Below are 15,658 nucleotides of genomic sequence, written 5' to 3' on the forward strand. Positions count from 1 at the left end.
TCCTGATTGCGCGGTTTCCAGCCTTCACCCTATCTCAAATCACAAAACGCGCCACCATGGCGTTCAAATCCACCGCCAGGCGCGACAGCTCATGGGTGGCGGCGCTGGTCTGGTTGGCCCCGGCGGCCGATTGCGTAGCCAGGTCACGGATGTTGACCAGATTGCGGTCGACTTCGCGGGACACCTGCGCCTGTTCTTCCGAGGCACTGGCAATGACCAGGTTACGCTCGTTGATCTGATGGATCGACTGGGTAATCTGCTCCAGCGCGACACCGGCGGCGCGGGCCATTTCCAGGGTGGTCTGGGTGCGCTGATTGCTTTGCTGCATCGACGAAACCGCTTCGCCGGTGCCGTTCTGGATGCCGGCGACCATTTTTTCGATTTCCTGAGTCGATTGTGCGGTGCGATGGGCCAAGGCGCGCACCTCGTCCGCCACCACCGCAAACCCGCGCCCGGCTTCACCGGCACGTGCCGCTTCAATGGCTGCGTTGAGGGCCAGCAGGTTGGTCTGCTCGGCGATGGCGCGAATCACGTCGAGCACCTTGCCGATGTCGCGACCCTGCGCGGCCAGGCCTTCGATCATCTGCGAGGTGTTCTGCACGTCGTGGGTCATGGTCTGGATCGCGTCGACGGTTTTCACCACTTGATCGCGACCTTCGCGAGCGGCCTGGGTCGACTGGTTCGACGCTTCGGAAGTCGACACGGCGTTACGGGCCACTTCTTCCACGGCAGCGGTCATTTCGTTGACGGCAGTGGCCGCCTGCTCAATCTCGTTGTTCTGCTGTTGCAGGCCACGGGAGGCTTCTTCGGTGACTGCACTGAGTTCTTCGGCGGCGGCGCCCAGTTGGGTGGCGGAGCCGGCGATCTGTTCGATGGTTTTGCGCAGGTTGGTCTGCATCGTGGCCAGCGCCTGTAGCAACTGCGTGGCTTCATCCTTGCCGTCGACTTCGATGGTTTTGCTCAAGTTGCCGCCGGCGATGGTTTGCGCCGCCTGTACTGCACGGTTCAGTGGGGTGACGATGCTGCGGGTCAGCAGCAGTGCCAGCAGTACCGTGGCAAGCGCCGCGACAACGGCAACAATGACGATCCCGGTAATGGCGCTGTCGTAATGCTCACCGGCCTGAGCGGAGGCGACTTTCGCACCGGCGGCGTTGATCGCGATCAGTTTGTTGAGCTGCTCGCCCATCTGGTCGGTACCGTCCTTGATGCGCGTGTTGATCAGCGTGCGCATCTCATCGACCTTGTCCTGACGCGACAGCTCCATCATCTGGTTTTGCGCTTGCAGGTAGTTATCGAGCGTCGTCGCGAAAGCCTGATACAAGGCACGTTCATCGGTCTCTGCCGGCAGTGCCGCGTAACTCGCCTGAGCGCTGCGCACCTTGTCCACCAGCACGCCGATACGCGTTTGCGCTTCTTGCAGACCGGCAGGGTCACGGTTGACCAGAATGCGGAACGACAGAATCCGCAGGCGCAGAACGTTTTCCGTCACCACACCAAGGTACGTGACGCTGGGCAGTTGGTTGGTCTCCATGTCGATAGAGGCCTGGCGAATGGTCGACATGCGATTGACGGCGAACACGCCAAGGACGATCACCAGCAAGGCGATAAAGGCAAAACCGAGGAAGGCACGGGGCGCGATATTCAGGTTACGCAAGGACATGGTTAGACTCTCGGATAGAGGTAACTGCGAGCGTCCTTGCCGTCATCACTGGACCTTGGGCGGGTTCAGTCCGGCGTCACTGTTCGAGGGAATCTGTGTGCGCCTGATCTCTGTATCGGCCAGGCTTTAGGAAGGTTTGGTGTAAAGCGGAAATATTTTTCAGAGTGTTTCAGCAGTGAAACACCTTTGCAGCTTGCCCCCCTGTGGTGAGGGGATTCATCCCCGCTCGGCTACGCTGCAGTCGCAGAATCTGAAGACTGGTTTTTAGCGAAAACGCGGGGGGCTGCTTCGCAACCCATCGGGGATGAATCCCCTCACCACAATGTTTTCAGTGCGTCAGATATTGCGTTTGGCCATCTGCCAGACCCGGGCGATGTCAGTCGCCCGTTCGCGCAACAAACGCGGCGCCTCGGCGCAGGCCTGTTCGAGGGTCATCGGGCCGCTGGTCACGGCGAATGCCGCATCGATGCCGTGCTCGTAGAGTTCCTGATAACCCTCGCCCAGCGTGCCCGCAATGACGATCACCGGCACACCGTGCTGTTTGGCGACCCGCGCGACACCGAACGGGGTCTTGCCGCGCAAGGTCTGCGCGTCGAAGCGGCCTTCGCCGGTGATCAGCAGATCGGCGCCGTTGACCGCGTCTGCCAGCCCCACCAGTTCCGCCACCACTTCGACGCCAGCCTGAAATTGTGCACCGAGAAACGCCTTGGCAGCAAAGCCCAAGCCGCCTGCCGCGCCGCTGCCCGACTCGTCGCGAACGTCCTTGCCCAGCGCTTGCGCACAAAGTTCGGCGAAGTGCCCCAGTGCCTGATCCAGTTGCTGCACCTGAGCCGGTGACGCGCCTTTTTGCGGGCCGAAAATCGCCGAGGCACCGTGCACGCCGCACAGCGGATTGTTGACGTCGGCCGCGATGTCGAAGCGCACCCGGGCCAGACGTGGATCAAGCTCGCTCAGATCCAGACGCGCCAGTTGCGCCAACGCCAGACCGCCCGGCACCAGTGCCTGACCTTGGGCATCGAGCAACTTCACCCCGAGCGCCTGCATGGCCCCGGCGCCGCCATCGTTGGTGGCGCTGCCGCCAATTGCCAGAATCACCCGTTGCGCGCCGGCATCCAGCGCGGCGCGAATCAGTTCACCGGTGCCGAACGTGCTGCTGATGCAGGCATCACGCTGCCCCGTAGGTACCAATTGCAGGCCACTGGCCTCGGCCATTTCGATGATCGCGGTGTGGTTGTGCGGCAACCAGCCCCACGCGGCGTCGACGGGTGTGCCCAGCGGACCGCGCACCCGGGTGCGGCGCAACTGGCCTTCGCAGGCGGCCAGTATCGACTCCACCGTCCCCTCGCCGCCGTCGGCCATCGGGCATTTGACCAGCGTGGCGTGCGGCCAGACTTGCGCCAGGCCCAGTGCAATGGCCTCGGCAACGCCTTGGGCACTCAGGCTGTCCTTGAACGAATCGGGGGCGATGACGATCTTCATGCGAATTCTCCAGTTGCAATGCCCTTCATGCTGCCAGTCGGCCTGCGCTTTGACGCCTGTCCGCTGCACAAGCGGGGCGGGCGTTTATTGTTCATTTCTACAAAAGCCTGGAATTGACGTTGTATGTTGCGGCCCTATCGCGAGCAGGCTCACTCCTACAGGGAACGCATTTCAAATGTAGGCCTTCGCCTGCTCGCGATGGCGTCTCAGAAAACACCCGATCAGCTCGGATCAGTCTGCGGTAACAACTGCACCCCAAGGTACAACGCCAGCATCCCGTCCAGCCGCAGAGGATCCACGCCGCTGATCTCGGCAATCCGCTCCATGCGGTAACGCAGGCTGTTGCGATGAATGCCCAGCGCGTCGGCACACGCCTGGCTTTGCCCGTCGTGTTCACACCAACTGCGCAGCGTCGCGAGCAACTGGCCGTTAGCGTCCTTGGCGATGACCTTGCGCAACGGTTTGAGCAACTCGTCCAGCGCATCATCATTGCGATGACGCCAGAGCATCACCGGCAAACGATAGCGATTGAGCGTCAGCAAACGTGAGTGCGGCAACACGTCCCGGCCATAGGCGAGCAGATCGCCGACCCGCCGATAACAACGGCGCAACCCGGCCAGCCCTTCCGCCTGCCCACCGACGGCGATGCGCAGAATATTCCAGCCGAGGCCGTCGAGCTTTTCCAGCAGGCGATCATGTTCAACGGCCTGACTCGCCGGACGGCACCACAGCAGCGATGACTTGGCCGAACTCACGCACCAGCTGTCCGGGTAACGCGTCGTCAGCCAGGCGCTCAAGGCGTCGACGGTTTGCCCCGGGCCGTGTTCCAGACCCAGTTCGAACAGATACGGCACCCGGGTCAATTGCGGTTTGAGCCCCAGTTGCTGCGCTTCATCGACCAGACGCGGCGAGTCCCCCGCTTCACTCAGCAACAATGCCAGCAGGTCATCGCAACGCTGGCGCCGCCATTGCTGCTCGGCTTGCTGGTTGCGCTGGCCGACCAGCATTTCCGCGGTCATGCGCACCAGTTCGGCGTAAGTGCGCAGTTGCTCCGGCTCGCCAGTAATGCCGAGCACGCCGATCAACCGCTGATCGAGCATCAGCGGCAGGTTGATGCCCGGCTGCACGCCTTTCAAATGCACCGCCGTCTGCGCGTCGATCTCGACCACCCGACCGTTGGCCAGCACCAGTTGCGCGCCCTCGTGGCGGGTGTTGATGCGCTCCGGCTCGCCACTGCCGAGGATCAGGCCCTGGCTGTCCATGACGTTGACGTTGTAGGGCAAAATGGCCATGGCCCGGTCAACGATATCCTGAGCGAGGTCGTGATCGAGTTCGAACATGATCGGCAAAATCCTTAAGCAACGGCGGCGGACGGTTGTTCACCCGCACAGGGTCTGGCGGCAAACCCTGTGCTCAGGCACAAAGACAATCCGGCCACAGGTGGCCGAGACTCTCAGGGCGATCAACGTTAACCTGTGCATCGCAAAAAATCATAATAAAGAGAGAGCCGCTATGTCGCAGAGCGCCGCAGCTACCCAGACCATCGATGACGGTAAAAACGCCGTCTACAAACGCATCACGCTGCGTTTGATCCCCTTCATCTTCATCTGCTACCTGTTCAACTACCTCGACCGGGTCAACGTTGGATTCGCCAAACTGCAGATGCTCGACGCGCTGAAGTTCAGTGAAACCGTGTACGGCCTCGGCGCCGGTATCTTCTTCATCGGCTACGTGCTGTGCGGCGTACCGAGCAACCTGGCCCTGACCAGGTTCGGCCCGCGGCGCTGGATCGCGCTGATGATGATCACCTGGGGCACGCTGTCGACCTGCTTGCTGTTCGTCACCACCCCGACTGAGTTTTATACCCTGCGGCTGTTTACCGGTGCGGCCGAAGCCGGGTTCTTCCCGGGCGTTGTGCTCTATCTCTCGCAGTGGTTCCCGACCTTTCGCCGTGGCCGGATCATGGCGCTGTTCATGTCAGCGATCCCGGTGTCCGGCCTGCTCGGCAGCCCGTTTTCCGGCTGGATCCTCAATCACTTCGCTGCGGGCCAAGGTGGCCTCGCTGGCTGGCAGTGGATGTTCCTGCTGCAAGGCATTCCGACTGTAATCCTCGGTGCACTCGCCTACTTCCTGCTCAGCGACAACTTCGCCAACGCCAAATGGCTGACCCCGCACGAGCGTTCGGTGCTGGAAGCGGATCAGGCTGAAGACCTGGCGAACAAACCGAAAACCACTTCCGATTCGCTGCTCGCGGTGTTCAAGAACCCGGCAATCTGGGCTTTCGGCCTGATCTACTTCTGCATCCAGAGCGGTGTGTACGCGATCAACTTCTGGCTGCCGTCGATCATCAAGAACCTCGGTTTCAGCGACAACCTGGTGATTGGCTGGTTGAGTGCGATTCCGTACCTGCTGGCAGCGGTGTTCATGCTGGTGGTCGGGCGTTCGGCGGACTTGCGCAAAGAACGCCGCTGGCATTTGGTGGTGCCGATGTTGATGGGCGCTGTCGGCCTGCTGATTGCGGTGAACTTCGCGGCCAACCCGGCGATTGCGATTCTCGGTCTGACCATTGCGACCATGGGCGCGTTGACCGGTTTGCCAATGTTCTGGCCGGTGCCAACTGCCATGTTGAGCGCGGGTGCGGCGGCGGGTGGTCTGGCGCTGATCAACTCCATGGGCCAGATGGCGGGTTTCCTCAGCCCGTACCTGGTCGGCTGGGTCAAGGACAGCACCGGTTCGACCGATGCGGCGTTGTACCTGCTGGCAGCGGTGATTGTTGGCGGGAGCTTGCTGGCGCTGCGCATGACGCGCACGTTGCGGGCGTAATCAGGCTTGATCGGGACGCAGAGCGTGCCCGGGGCTACATTCCCACGCAGAGCGTCACTAGTGTCCGGTAAAAACCCAAGGGGGAGCTTGCTCCCCCTTGCTGTGCCTGCTTCGTAAGCAATAATCAGGTTTTCAGACTCGATTTTCGCCCATGTTCAGCAGCACTCGATTTTCGCAATTGCTTCAATCCCCTCCTCATCAGCTCTTCAAAGCATCCGTCAAACTGGGCGCTGGCCGGGCATGGTATCGCCTACAAGGCATGGCTGGACGTCGCCGAAGACGTGCGCGCCGGGCGCCTGCTGACGCTGTTCAATGACTGGCAAGGCGAGAGCGTGCCGTTCAATCTGCTGTGCCCGCATCGGGTGCAGGTGTCCGAGCGGGTGCGGGTGTTGCAGGCATTTTTGCAGGCGCGTTGCGCGTTACTCAGCCAATAATTCACTTTGCCGCACTGGACGCTTCTGGTATTTGATTGGAGTTTTCCCACCGACAAAAGGATTTCGGCATGAGCTATCGCACACTGGGTCACTCGGGGTTGCAGGTGTCCACCCTCACCCTCGGCACGATGATGTTCGGCGAGCAGACCAGCGCAGAAGACTCGCTGCGCATCATCGACAAGGCCTGGGATCAGGGCATCAATTTCATCGACACTGCCGACGTCTACACCAATGGCCGTTCGGAAGAGATCGTCGGTGAGGCGATTGCCCGTCACCGGCATGAATGGGTGCTGGCAACCAAAGTCGGTTTCGGCCCGGTGGACGCTGTGCCGAACCGCAGCGGTTTGAGCCGCAAGCACATTTTCAACGGCTTGGAGGCTAGCCTGACGCGCCTCGGTACCGACTACCTCGACATCTACTACCTGCACCGCGAAGACCACAACACGCCGCTGGAAGTCACCGTGTCGGCGATTGGCGACCTGATTCGCCAAGGCAAGATTCGTTACTGGGGCCTGTCGAACTATCGCGGCTGGCGGATTGCCGAAGTGATTCGCATCGCGGACAAACTCGGTGTCGACCGCCCGGTGATCAGCCAGCCGCTGTACAACATCGTCAACCGCCAGGCCGAGACCGAGCAGATCACCGCCGCGCAAACCTACGGCCTCGGCGTGGTGCCTTACAGCCCGCTGGCCCGTGGCGTGCTCAGCGGCAAGTACGCACCGGACGTGACCCCGGACGCCAACAGCCGCGCCGGGCGTCAGGACAAGCGGATTCTGGAGACTGAATGGCGCGTGGAGTCGTTGCGCATTGCCCAGCAGATTCAGCAATACACAAAAGAGCGTGGAGTCGGGATTGTCGAATTCGCGATTGCCTGGGTGCTGAACAACAGCGCGGTGACTTCGGCGATCGTCGGGCCACGCACCGAACAACAGTGGGACGCGTACACCAAGGCGCAGGCGGTGCAGATCACGGCTGAGGATGAAGCGTTTATCGATTCGCTGGTGACACCGGGCCACGCGTCGACACCGGGGTTCAATGATGTGAGCCATTTTGTGTCGGGCCGTAAACCGCACCAAGGCTAAAAGCTTCGCGAGCAAGCCTGCTCCCACAGGGAATCATTGGCGATGCACACGTTGTATTCGACACAGATCCACTGTGGGAGCGGGCTTGCTCGCGAAAGCACTGGAATAGTCACTAAAGATGTGGGGCCTGCTTCCCTCTCGCGAGCGGACCGAATGATCGTACCGTCGCTCCCAGCGGTTTTGTGCTTATCTTCAAGATGTTGGGAATATTGATCACTCGACCAATATTCAGCACAAAAACCACGTATTCTGCGCGCCCTGTTTGATCACCCACCCGCGAGGACAGTTTGTCTAAAGGTATCGCTTTATCGGTTTCAGCCTCGGTGCTGTTTGCCGTCATGTATTACTACACCTCGCTGCTCACCCCGTTGAGTGGCGTGGAGATCTTTGGCTGGCGGATGCTGCTGACCGTGCCGTGCATGACCGTGTTCATGCTGGTCTCCGGAGAATGGCGGCGGGTGCTGGAGTTGCTGCGGCGGGTGGCCGGATATCCGAAGCTGATCGGCGGCCTGATCGTGTCCGCGGCGTTGCTCGGCGTGCAGCTGTGGCTGTTCATGTGGGCGCCGCTCAACGGTTACAGCCTCGACGTGTCACTGGGCTATTTCCTGCTGCCACTGGCAATGGTGCTGACCGGGCGTATCGCTTACGGCGACAGCCTGTCGTACCTGCAAAAAATCGCGGTGTTGTTTGCAACCCTCGGCGTGGCCAACGAGTTGTATCGGGTCGGCGGATTTTCCTGGGCGACCCTGGTGGTCGTGGTCGGCTACCCGCTGTACTTCGTGCTGCGCAAACGCCTGAAGACCGACCACCTCGGCGGCTTGTGGGTCGACATGACGCTGATGCTGCCGGTGGCGTACTGGTTCGTGCAGGGTGGCGAGCAAGGCTTTGGCGTGTTCGATCAGTACCCGGGCCTGCTGTGGTTGATTCCGCTGCTCGGCCTGATCAGTGCATCGGCGCTGGTGGTGTACATCATTGCCAGCCGCTTGTTGCCGTTCAGCCTGTTCGGCCTGCTCAGCTATGTCGAGCCGGTGTTGCTGCTCGGTGTGGCGCTGTTGCTCGGTGAAAGCATCAAGGCCGGCGAATGGCTGACCTACATTCCGATCTGGCTGGCGGTGGTGGTACTGGTGTTTGAAGGCTTCAAGCACCTGATGCGGCAACGCAGACCTTAAACCCGACACAAAAAAATGTAGGAGTGAGCCTGCTCGCGATTGCGTTTATTCAGTCACCAGCATTGCTGGATCTGAAAACGCTATCGCGAGCAGGCTCACTCCTACAGTGTTTATCGGTGTGGTGGATTACTCGGTAGCGAGCACACCACGACGCACCTGGTCACGCTCGATCGATTCGAACAGGGCCTTGAAGTTGCCTTCGCCGAAACCATCATCGCCCTTGCGCTGGATGAATTCGAAGAACACCGGGCCCATCAGGGTTTCCGAGAAGATCTGCAGCAGCAGGCGCTTGTCGTCCGGGTTCGACGAACCGTCGAGCAGAATGCCGCGCGATTGCAGTTGATCAACCGGTTCGCCGTGATTCGGCAGACGGCCTTCGAGCATTTCGTAGTAGGTGTCCGGCGGCGCGGTCATGAAGCGCATGCCGATCTTCTTCAACTGATCCCAGGTCTTGATCAGGTCGTCAGTGAGGAATGCCACGTGCTGGATGCCTTCGCCGTTGAACTGCATCAGGAACTCTTCGATCTGCCCGGCGCCCTTGGACGATTCCTCGTTCAGCGGGATGCGGATCATGCCGTCCGGTGCGGTCATCGCTTTCGAGGTCAGGCCGGTGTATTCGCCCTTGATGTCGAAATAGCGGATCTCGCGGAAGTTGAACAGCTTCTCGTAGAAATTGGCCCAGTAGGCCATGCGGCCGCGGTACACGTTATGGGTCAGGTGGTCGATGATCTTCAGGCCGGCACCCACCGGGTTGCGGTCAACGCCTTCGATGAACACGAAGTCGATGTCGTAGATCGAACTGCCTTCACCGAAACGGTCGATCAGGTACAGCGGCGCGCCGCCGATGCCTTTGATCGCCGGCAGGTTCAGCTCCATCGGGCCGGTTTCGATGTGGATGGGCTGAGCGCCAAGTTCCAAGGCACGGCTGTAGGCTTTCTGCGAATCCTTGACGCGGAACGCCATGCCGCACACTGACGGGCCATGCTCGGCGGCAAAGTACGAAGCGACGCTGTTGGGTTCGTTGTTGAGGATCAGGTTGATCGCGCCCTGACGGTACAAGTGCACGTTCTTGGAGCGGTGGGTCGCGACTTTGGTGAAGCCCATGATCTCGAAGATCGGCTCCAGGGTCCCAGGAGTCGGCGATGCGAACTCGATGAACTCAAAGCCCATCAGGCCCATTGGGTTTTCGTATAAATCGGTCATGGTGACGCCTCATCATTCTTATCAATTAACCAGAGTTATTTGTCAGTAATGCTGAGACCGGCGGGAGGTGCGCAGGAGATGCCTCGCACACTGCGGGCGAGGAAGTCACCATAGATCAGTTGAAACCCGAATATCTTCATTGTCGACCCAAGGCTCTTGCGGGCGAGGCTTCTGCTGCCAGAAGACGATTATTATTGTATGCGTAACCCGATTCTACACAGCGTAAATAGGGTTGTCTGCCCTCTCTATAAAATCCGCCTTTTTGGCGCCGGCGCAAGGGGTTTGTTGCACAGGTAAATCCCCGCCAGCACCAGGCCGCCGCCCAGGCACAGGGTCAATGTCAGTTGTTCGCCGAGCAGCAGCGCGCCGAGCAGCACTGCGGTCAACGGATTCAAAGCAATGAACACACCGGAACGGGTCGCGCCGATTTTGCGGATGCCGTCGTAGTAGCCGATGTAGGCCATCGCCGAGCCGAGTACGCCGAGGTAGATCAGGCTCAGCCATTGTGGCGTGCCGAGGTTGATCAAGGCTGCCCCGCTCACCTCGCCACGCAGCGTCGCCAGCGCCCACAGCATCACTGTGCCGATCAACACGGAAAACGTCACGGTCTGCAATGGGCCGAGGGACTGGTTCAGGCCTCGGGAGAACAGCGAGTAGACACCCCAACCCACTACGCAGCCGAGAATCAACAGATCACCGATCCACGCATCAGGCGTCGAGGCGAGCAATAGCGGGTTGCGGCTGACAATCACCAGGCTGGCGCCGGCGATGCAGAGCGCGATGCCGACCACTTTCAGCCGTCCCAGACGTTCTTTGAACAGCAGCCACGAAGCCAGGCCGATCACCGCTGGATTCAACGCGACAATCAACGAGGCACGCGAAGCGTTGATGTAATGCAGGCCATAAAAGAAGCACAGGTTGTAGAAGAAGATCCCGAAGAACCCCAGCAGCGTCAGTTGCAGCCATTGCCGGGGCGTCGGCCGCGCAAGCGGAATTCGCGCCAGCCACAGAAACCCCAGCAGCGCCGCACTGGCCAGCAGGAAGCGCAGACTGGCGGCAATCAAAGGGCTGAGGCTGCCCGCCAGAAAACGCCCGGCGACAAAGGTCCCCCCCCAAATCATGGTCACTGCCGCCAAGGTCAGGTAAACCGGGCGATCGGAAACTGTTGCGTGAGTTTGCTCGACGTTGCGCATGACACTCCAAACGAAAGCAACTGAAGGATGGCGTATCATTCACCTCATTCCTTGTCATCGTAAAATGAGCAAATACTCATGACCCTCACTCAACTGGAGATCTTTTCACTGGTCGCTGAACTGCGTGGTTTCACCCTCGCCGCCCATCGCCTGGGGATTTCACAGTCAGCAGTGTCGCACGCGATGAAATCGCTGGAGCAGGAACTGGGCGTCGAGCTGCTACGCCGCCATCAGTCGCCAGTCGAACTCACCGACATCGGCGAGCAATTACTGCAGCGCGCGCGGGCCATGCTCGGCCTGGCCAACACCTTGCGCCAGGAAGCGGCCGACGCGCGCGGCATGAAAAGCGGCACGTTGCGTATTGGCTCGTTCGGCCCGACGTCGTCAATCAAGTTGCTGCCGCAGATTCTGCAGCGCTATCGCGAGGCGCATCCGGGCATCGAAGTGCACATTGATGAAGGGCCAGACCGGCAGATAGTCCAGTGGCTGGAGGAGCGGCGAATCGACATCGGTTTTGTGGTGTTGCCCGAGGAACGCTTCGACACCTTTGCTCTGGCCGCAGACCAGATGGTTGCGCTGCTGCCGCTCGATCATCCATTGGCCGCGTCCCCCGCATTGAGCCTCAGGGACCTGTGCGCCGATCCGTTTGTGCTGACCGAAGCGGGCTCTTGCGAGCTGGTTTCGCGCTTGTTCAATGCCGCGCGCCTGCAACCGAACATCCGTTACCGCTGCTCGCAACTGCTCAGTACGCTGGACGTTGTCGGCCGGGGAGACGCAATCACTGTCGTCGCCGAAGGCTCGTTGCCGAATGAAGGCACACCGCGCTACGTGAAGAAGCCGCTGTTGCCGGCAGTGCAACGGCAGATCGGCCTCGCGGTCCTCGATCAGCGCCAGGCATCGCCGGCCACCCTGGCCTTTATCGAACTGGCGACGCGGATCCACCGACCGTGAGCAGCACAAGCGCCAACGGCCATCTATCATCCCTTCTGACTCCGCTGATTTTCACAGGCGCGCCGTTGCCAGGCCTGCATTCGAGAGTTCCACTCCATCGCGACAGGATGCGCCCATGCCCTTGACCGTCAGACCCCGCCGCAAACGTAGCGTGCGCATCATTGTGACCCTGCTTTGTGGTCTTTTGCCGGTATTGCTGGGCAGCGGGATTCTGTACATGCAGGCAGAACGCACCCTGCAACAGAGCACTCAACATACTGCCGATGAGGCGTTGCGCCAGTTCGAACTGATGCTCGACAACACCGCCCAGGCCGCCAGCGATCTACTGCCATTGGCCGGCCAGCCCTGCGAGAGTGTAAAACTGGCCTTGCGCGAACAGGTGACCCGCCGCCCCTTCGTGCGCTCGACCAATCTGGTGTGGGACAACAACCTTTATTGCAGCTCGTTGTTCGGTGAGTTCAAGGAGGCCGTGAACCCGGGCGACTACGCCCAGGGCAAGCTGTGGTTGATGAACGGCAACCCCGTCACCCCCAACACCGCGCTGTTGGTGTATCGGCTCAGCGAAGGTCGCGGCGGCGCGCTGACCACGCTCGATGGCTATCACCTGAGCAATGTGCTGCGCCTGATCGGTCGGCATACGCTGCTGTTGCTGCAGGTCGGCGACAACTGGCTGTCCGCCGATGGCAAGGTGCATCAGGGTGCGCTGCCAGCGTTGCCAGTGGCGCAAAGCATGCTGGCGTCTTCGCGTTATGCCTTCAGTGTCAGCGCCGGTTTCCCGCAAGGCGAGACCTGGCGCTACATGGCCGACGAATACCCGCCGCTGTTCAGCCTGCTGATGTTTTTTGGTGTGGTGTCGGGCGCCATCGGCCATGTCCTGCAGCGGCGCGCCACCTCGCCCAGCCATGAAATGCTGAGGGCACTGGAGGCTGGCGAGTTCATCCCGTACTTTCAGCCGGTGGTGCATGGCGACAGCAAGAAATGGTCCGGCGCCGAAGTGCTGATGCGCTGGAACCACCCCAAGGAAGGCCTGGTACGTCCGGACCTGTTCATTCCGTTCGCCGAGCATTCAGGCCTGATCGTGCCCATGACTCGCGCCTTGATGCAACAGACTGCCGCCCTGCTCGGCCCGCTGTCCGCAGACTTCGACAAGCCCTTCCACATCGGCATCAACATCACCGCCAGCCACTGTCAGGACCTGCAACTGGTCGACGATTGCCGCGAGTTTCTCGCTGCATTTGCGCCCGCCAGCGTCAGCCTGGTGCTGGAGCTGACCGAGCGCGAACTGATTGAGCCGACCGAGATCACGCACCAGTTGTTCGAGCAGCTGCATACGCTGGGTGTGATGATCGCCATTGACGACTTCGGTACCGGGCACTCGAGCCTGGGCTACCTGCGAACATTCAATGTCGACTTTCTCAAGATCGACCAAAGCTTCGTCGCGATGATCGGGATTGATGCGTTGTCACGGCATATTCTGGACACGATTATCGAACTTTCGGCCAAGCTCGATCTGGGTATTGTTGCCGAAGGTGTAGAAACTCAGGCACAGGCCGATTATCTGACTGCGCACCACGTCAACTTCCTGCAGGGCTATCTGTTCGGGAAACCCATGCCCGGCGCCGACTTCATCGATGCATTAAGTCACCATTAACTAAAATCAGTTAACCCCGAGCGCTGCGAGCCGACGCACCAAATTGATACAAAACACCACTGTTGTTACATGACGACAACAACAGGATTTACTCTTGGCGCATTAACTACTACAATTTTTTCAGCCTGTGCAAGATTGGCAGGTGAGCCATTTATCACCGAGTCGCTTCAAGGCTCTTGGCTTATAGCTTTGTTTGCGGTTGGTATCAGCCAAACACACTATTGGAGTAAAGATATTGTCCAGACTCGCTGAATTTCGTGCAGCTGAAAAGGCCCTTCAGGAACAGCTCAAGCAGTTGGAATCGCTGAAGAACGATGCCGGGCTCAAGAAAGAAATCGAATTCGAAGAAAAGCTCCAGGGGCTGATGAAAAACTACGGCAAAGGCCTGAAAGACATCATCGCCATCCTCGATCCGAACCCGGGCAAATCCGGCCTGCAAGTGTCTGCCGCACCGAAAACCCGCCGCGCTCGCGTGGTCAAGGTTTATCAGAACCCGCACACCGGCGAACTGATCGAAACCAAGGGCGGCAACCACCGTGGCCTGAAAGCCTGGAAGGAACAGTACGGTGCAGCCACCGTTGATTCCTGGTTGCGCGGTTAATCTTGCGTCAACAAACAAGCCCTGCTTTATGCGGGGCTTTTTTTTGGACAATATCTAACAAAAGCAACGATTTCCCCCGGGCTAGTTGTGACACCGTTTTAACACCCACAAGACGTCCGGCTAAACATTTTGCGCCGGGATGTTGCCACGGTAACCCGCGCTAAACTTTGTGCTTAATGCCTTCGGGTATCTAATCGAGCCAGTTGGCGAACAGACGCTCAAAGTTTCAAGCTGTTTCTCACTGCGACTATTTCGTCGGCGCTGGCCTTATAAACCTCGGCCTGACCGGCGTAAGAAAGTACATAAGCCTTATCCGCCTCGACCGCAGCGACCAATGTTTGCGACAACACATGCCGGCCGTTTTCAGTGATCGTACAGGTGGTCTCCAGTGCATCCAGAGCACCGAGTTTTGCCGGGTGCACCTTGTTGCAAACACTTTGATAGCCGCCCTGGAAGAAATCCTTCTGAATCGACTTGCGCATCTCCAGCAAAACGCCCGGCACGTTGACCTGATGACCAGCCTCGACCTGAGTCATGGTCAACTCCATCACCATGACCTGATTGCCGTCGGCATCATTTTTCACCGCACGCTGGCGGGAAACCTGAGGCGGCGTGTCAGGCAGCGCCTGGACTTCCCAACCCGCAGGCCAGGTAATGCTCGGCTGATCCGCCAACACCGGAACGGCCAGCAGCAACGAGAAAAAGACAACGAACAACGCTTTTAAGGGTCGGATCATTACCACAGGCACTCGCAAATTGAGCGGTAAAGTCTGAGGCTCGCCCGCCCACAGAGCAAGCCGCGCATTCGGTTTGGCGATGCCGGCCGGCATGCGTATCATTGCGCCCATTCACTCGCCCCATTGTTACGGAGGGCCTATGAGCCTGCACGAACTGAGCACTTTCCCCGGCGTCACCGCCACCCCGGACAGCGCAACCCGCAACTTCGTCTTCAACCACACCATGCTGCGTGTGAAAGACATCACCCAGTCCCTGGACTTCTACACCCGCGTGCTGGGTTTCTCGCTGGTCGAGAAGCGCGACTTCCCCGAGGCCGAATTCAGCCTGTACTTCCTCGCCCTGGTCGACAAGGTGCAGATTCCGGCCGACGCCGCTGCGCGCACCGAGTGGATGAAGTCGATTCCCGGCATCCTCGAACTGACCCACAACCACGGCACCGAAAACGATGCCGACTTCGCCTACCACAATGGCAACACCGATCCGCGTGGTTTTGGCCACATCTGCATCTCGGTGCCGGACATCGTTGCTGCGTGTGCACGCTTTGAAGAACTGGGCTGCGATTTCCAGAAGCGCCTGAGCGATGGCCGCATGAAGAGCCTGGCGTTCATCAAGGACCCGGATGGCTACTGGGTTGAAATCATTCAGCCAACTCCGCTGTAATTGACTACACAAAA

General features: G+C 59.8%; 13 protein-coding genes and 1 pseudogene. 8 read left to right on the top strand and 6 right to left on the bottom strand.

The features are described 5' to 3' along the window. Positions 1 to 34 precede the first annotated feature (34 nt). The 3 genes from QMK55_RS27870 to QMK55_RS27880 form a co-directional block, all read right to left on the bottom strand. Positions 35 to 1,660, bottom strand: coding sequence for a methyl-accepting chemotaxis protein (locus tag QMK55_RS27870; protein ID WP_102355166.1), 1,626 nt, complete (start codon positions 1,658 to 1,660; stop codon positions 35 to 37). Between the two features lie 336 nt (positions 1,661 to 1,996). After that, a complete protein-coding gene (locus tag QMK55_RS27875) occupies positions 1,997 to 3,139 on the bottom strand; it encodes a glycerate kinase (RefSeq protein ID WP_320328266.1) in 1,143 nt (380 codons plus the stop codon). A 221-nt stretch (positions 3,140 to 3,360) separates the two neighbouring features. Beyond that, positions 3,361 to 4,479: a sugar diacid recognition domain-containing protein gene (locus tag QMK55_RS27880; RefSeq protein WP_102355164.1), complete on the bottom strand. Its 1,119-nt coding sequence runs from the start codon at positions 4,477 to 4,479 to the stop codon at positions 3,361 to 3,363. A 172-nt stretch (positions 4,480 to 4,651) separates the two neighbouring features. On the opposite strand from QMK55_RS27880, the gene QMK55_RS27885 reads away from it, so the two are divergent. The 4 genes and pseudogenes from QMK55_RS27885 (at position 4,652) to rarD (ending at position 8,647) form a co-directional block, all read left to right on the top strand. After that, positions 4,652 to 5,962 (top strand): MFS transporter, encoded by a 1,311-nt coding sequence (locus QMK55_RS27885; RefSeq protein ID WP_102355163.1) that lies wholly within the window; start codon positions 4,652 to 4,654, stop codon positions 5,960 to 5,962. Between the two features lie 224 nt (positions 5,963 to 6,186). Further along, a pseudogene (locus QMK55_RS27890) lies at positions 6,187 to 6,396 on the top strand (LysR family transcriptional regulator); the annotation flags it as partial. A 68-nt stretch (positions 6,397 to 6,464) separates the two neighbouring features. Beyond that, a complete protein-coding gene (locus tag QMK55_RS27895) occupies positions 6,465 to 7,478 on the top strand; it encodes an aldo/keto reductase (protein WP_320328267.1) in 1,014 nt (337 codons plus the stop codon). 287 nt (positions 7,479 to 7,765) lie between these two features. Then, positions 7,766 to 8,647 carry an EamA family transporter RarD gene (gene rarD / locus QMK55_RS27900; protein WP_320328268.1) on the top strand — a complete coding sequence of 294 codons (882 nt, stop codon included), beginning with the start codon at positions 7,766 to 7,768 and terminating at the stop codon, positions 8,645 to 8,647. A gap of 126 nt (positions 8,648 to 8,773) precedes the next feature. Here the strand turns inward: rarD and hppD are convergent, their stop codons facing one another. Both hppD and QMK55_RS27910 read right to left on the bottom strand, forming a co-directional pair. Further along, positions 8,774 to 9,850 carry a 4-hydroxyphenylpyruvate dioxygenase gene (gene hppD, locus QMK55_RS27905; protein ID WP_102355160.1) on the bottom strand — a complete coding sequence of 359 codons (1,077 nt, stop codon included), beginning with the start codon at positions 9,848 to 9,850 and terminating at the stop codon, positions 8,774 to 8,776. A gap of 245 nt (positions 9,851 to 10,095) precedes the next feature. Continuing rightward, complete coding sequence (locus tag QMK55_RS27910) at positions 10,096 to 11,043, bottom strand: DMT family transporter (RefSeq protein WP_320328269.1); 948 nt, start codon at positions 11,041 to 11,043, stop codon at positions 10,096 to 10,098. Positions 11,044 to 11,121: 78 nt separating this feature from the next. Between QMK55_RS27910 and QMK55_RS27915 the strand changes: the two genes are divergently transcribed. From QMK55_RS27915 to QMK55_RS27925, 3 genes are all read left to right on the top strand, one after another. Further along, positions 11,122 to 11,994, top strand: coding sequence for a LysR family transcriptional regulator (locus QMK55_RS27915; protein WP_102355158.1), 873 nt, complete (start codon positions 11,122 to 11,124; stop codon positions 11,992 to 11,994). Between the two features lie 115 nt (positions 11,995 to 12,109). Next, on the top strand, positions 12,110 to 13,645 hold the full coding sequence (locus QMK55_RS27920) for a cyclic diguanylate phosphodiesterase (RefSeq protein WP_320328270.1): 1,536 nt from the start codon (positions 12,110 to 12,112) through the stop codon (positions 13,643 to 13,645). 235 nt (positions 13,646 to 13,880) lie between these two features. Beyond that, on the top strand, positions 13,881 to 14,246 hold the full coding sequence (locus QMK55_RS27925; RefSeq protein WP_102355156.1) for a histone-like nucleoid-structuring protein, MvaT/MvaU family: 366 nt from the start codon (positions 13,881 to 13,883) through the stop codon (positions 14,244 to 14,246). 218 nt (positions 14,247 to 14,464) lie between these two features. Here QMK55_RS27925 and QMK55_RS27930 read toward each other — a convergent pair whose 3' ends face one another. Beyond that, positions 14,465 to 14,983 carry a DUF4946 domain-containing protein gene (locus QMK55_RS27930; RefSeq protein ID WP_102355191.1) on the bottom strand — a complete coding sequence of 173 codons (519 nt, stop codon included), beginning with the start codon at positions 14,981 to 14,983 and terminating at the stop codon, positions 14,465 to 14,467. A 139-nt stretch (positions 14,984 to 15,122) separates the two neighbouring features. Between QMK55_RS27930 and gloA the strand changes: the two genes are divergently transcribed. Next, on the top strand, positions 15,123 to 15,644 hold the full coding sequence (gene gloA, locus QMK55_RS27935; protein ID WP_320328271.1) for a lactoylglutathione lyase: 522 nt from the start codon (positions 15,123 to 15,125) through the stop codon (positions 15,642 to 15,644). The last annotated feature ends 14 nt before the right edge of the window (positions 15,645 to 15,658 follow it).

The sequence above is a fragment of the Pseudomonas sp. P8_229 genome, from assembly GCF_034008635.1.
Lineage (GTDB): Bacteria > Pseudomonadota > Gammaproteobacteria > Pseudomonadales > Pseudomonadaceae > Aquipseudomonas.

Coding starts and splice junctions, on each gene's coding strand:
- QMK55_RS27870 (WP_102355166.1), bottom strand. CDS start 1,660: ATGTCCTTGCGTAACCTGAATATCGCGCCCCGTGCCTTCCTCGGTTTT.
- QMK55_RS27875 (WP_320328266.1), bottom strand. CDS start 3,139: ATGAAGATCGTCATCGCCCCCGATTCGTTCAAGGACAGCCTGAGTGCC.
- QMK55_RS27880 (WP_102355164.1), bottom strand. CDS start 4,479: ATGTTCGAACTCGATCACGACCTCGCTCAGGATATCGTTGACCGGGCC.
- QMK55_RS27885 (WP_102355163.1), top strand. CDS start 4,652: ATGTCGCAGAGCGCCGCAGCTACCCAGACCATCGATGACGGTAAAAAC.
- QMK55_RS27895 (WP_320328267.1), top strand. CDS start 6,465: ATGAGCTATCGCACACTGGGTCACTCGGGGTTGCAGGTGTCCACCCTC.
- hppD (WP_102355160.1), bottom strand. CDS start 9,850: ATGACCGATTTATACGAAAACCCAATGGGCCTGATGGGCTTTGAGTTC.
- QMK55_RS27910 (WP_320328269.1), bottom strand. CDS start 11,043: ATGCGCAACGTCGAGCAAACTCACGCAACAGTTTCCGATCGCCCGGTT.
- QMK55_RS27915 (WP_102355158.1), top strand. CDS start 11,122: ATGACCCTCACTCAACTGGAGATCTTTTCACTGGTCGCTGAACTGCGT.
- QMK55_RS27920 (WP_320328270.1), top strand. CDS start 12,110: ATGCCCTTGACCGTCAGACCCCGCCGCAAACGTAGCGTGCGCATCATT.
- QMK55_RS27930 (WP_102355191.1), bottom strand. CDS start 14,983: ATGATCCGACCCTTAAAAGCGTTGTTCGTTGTCTTTTTCTCGTTGCTG.
- gloA (WP_320328271.1), top strand. CDS start 15,123: ATGAGCCTGCACGAACTGAGCACTTTCCCCGGCGTCACCGCCACCCCG.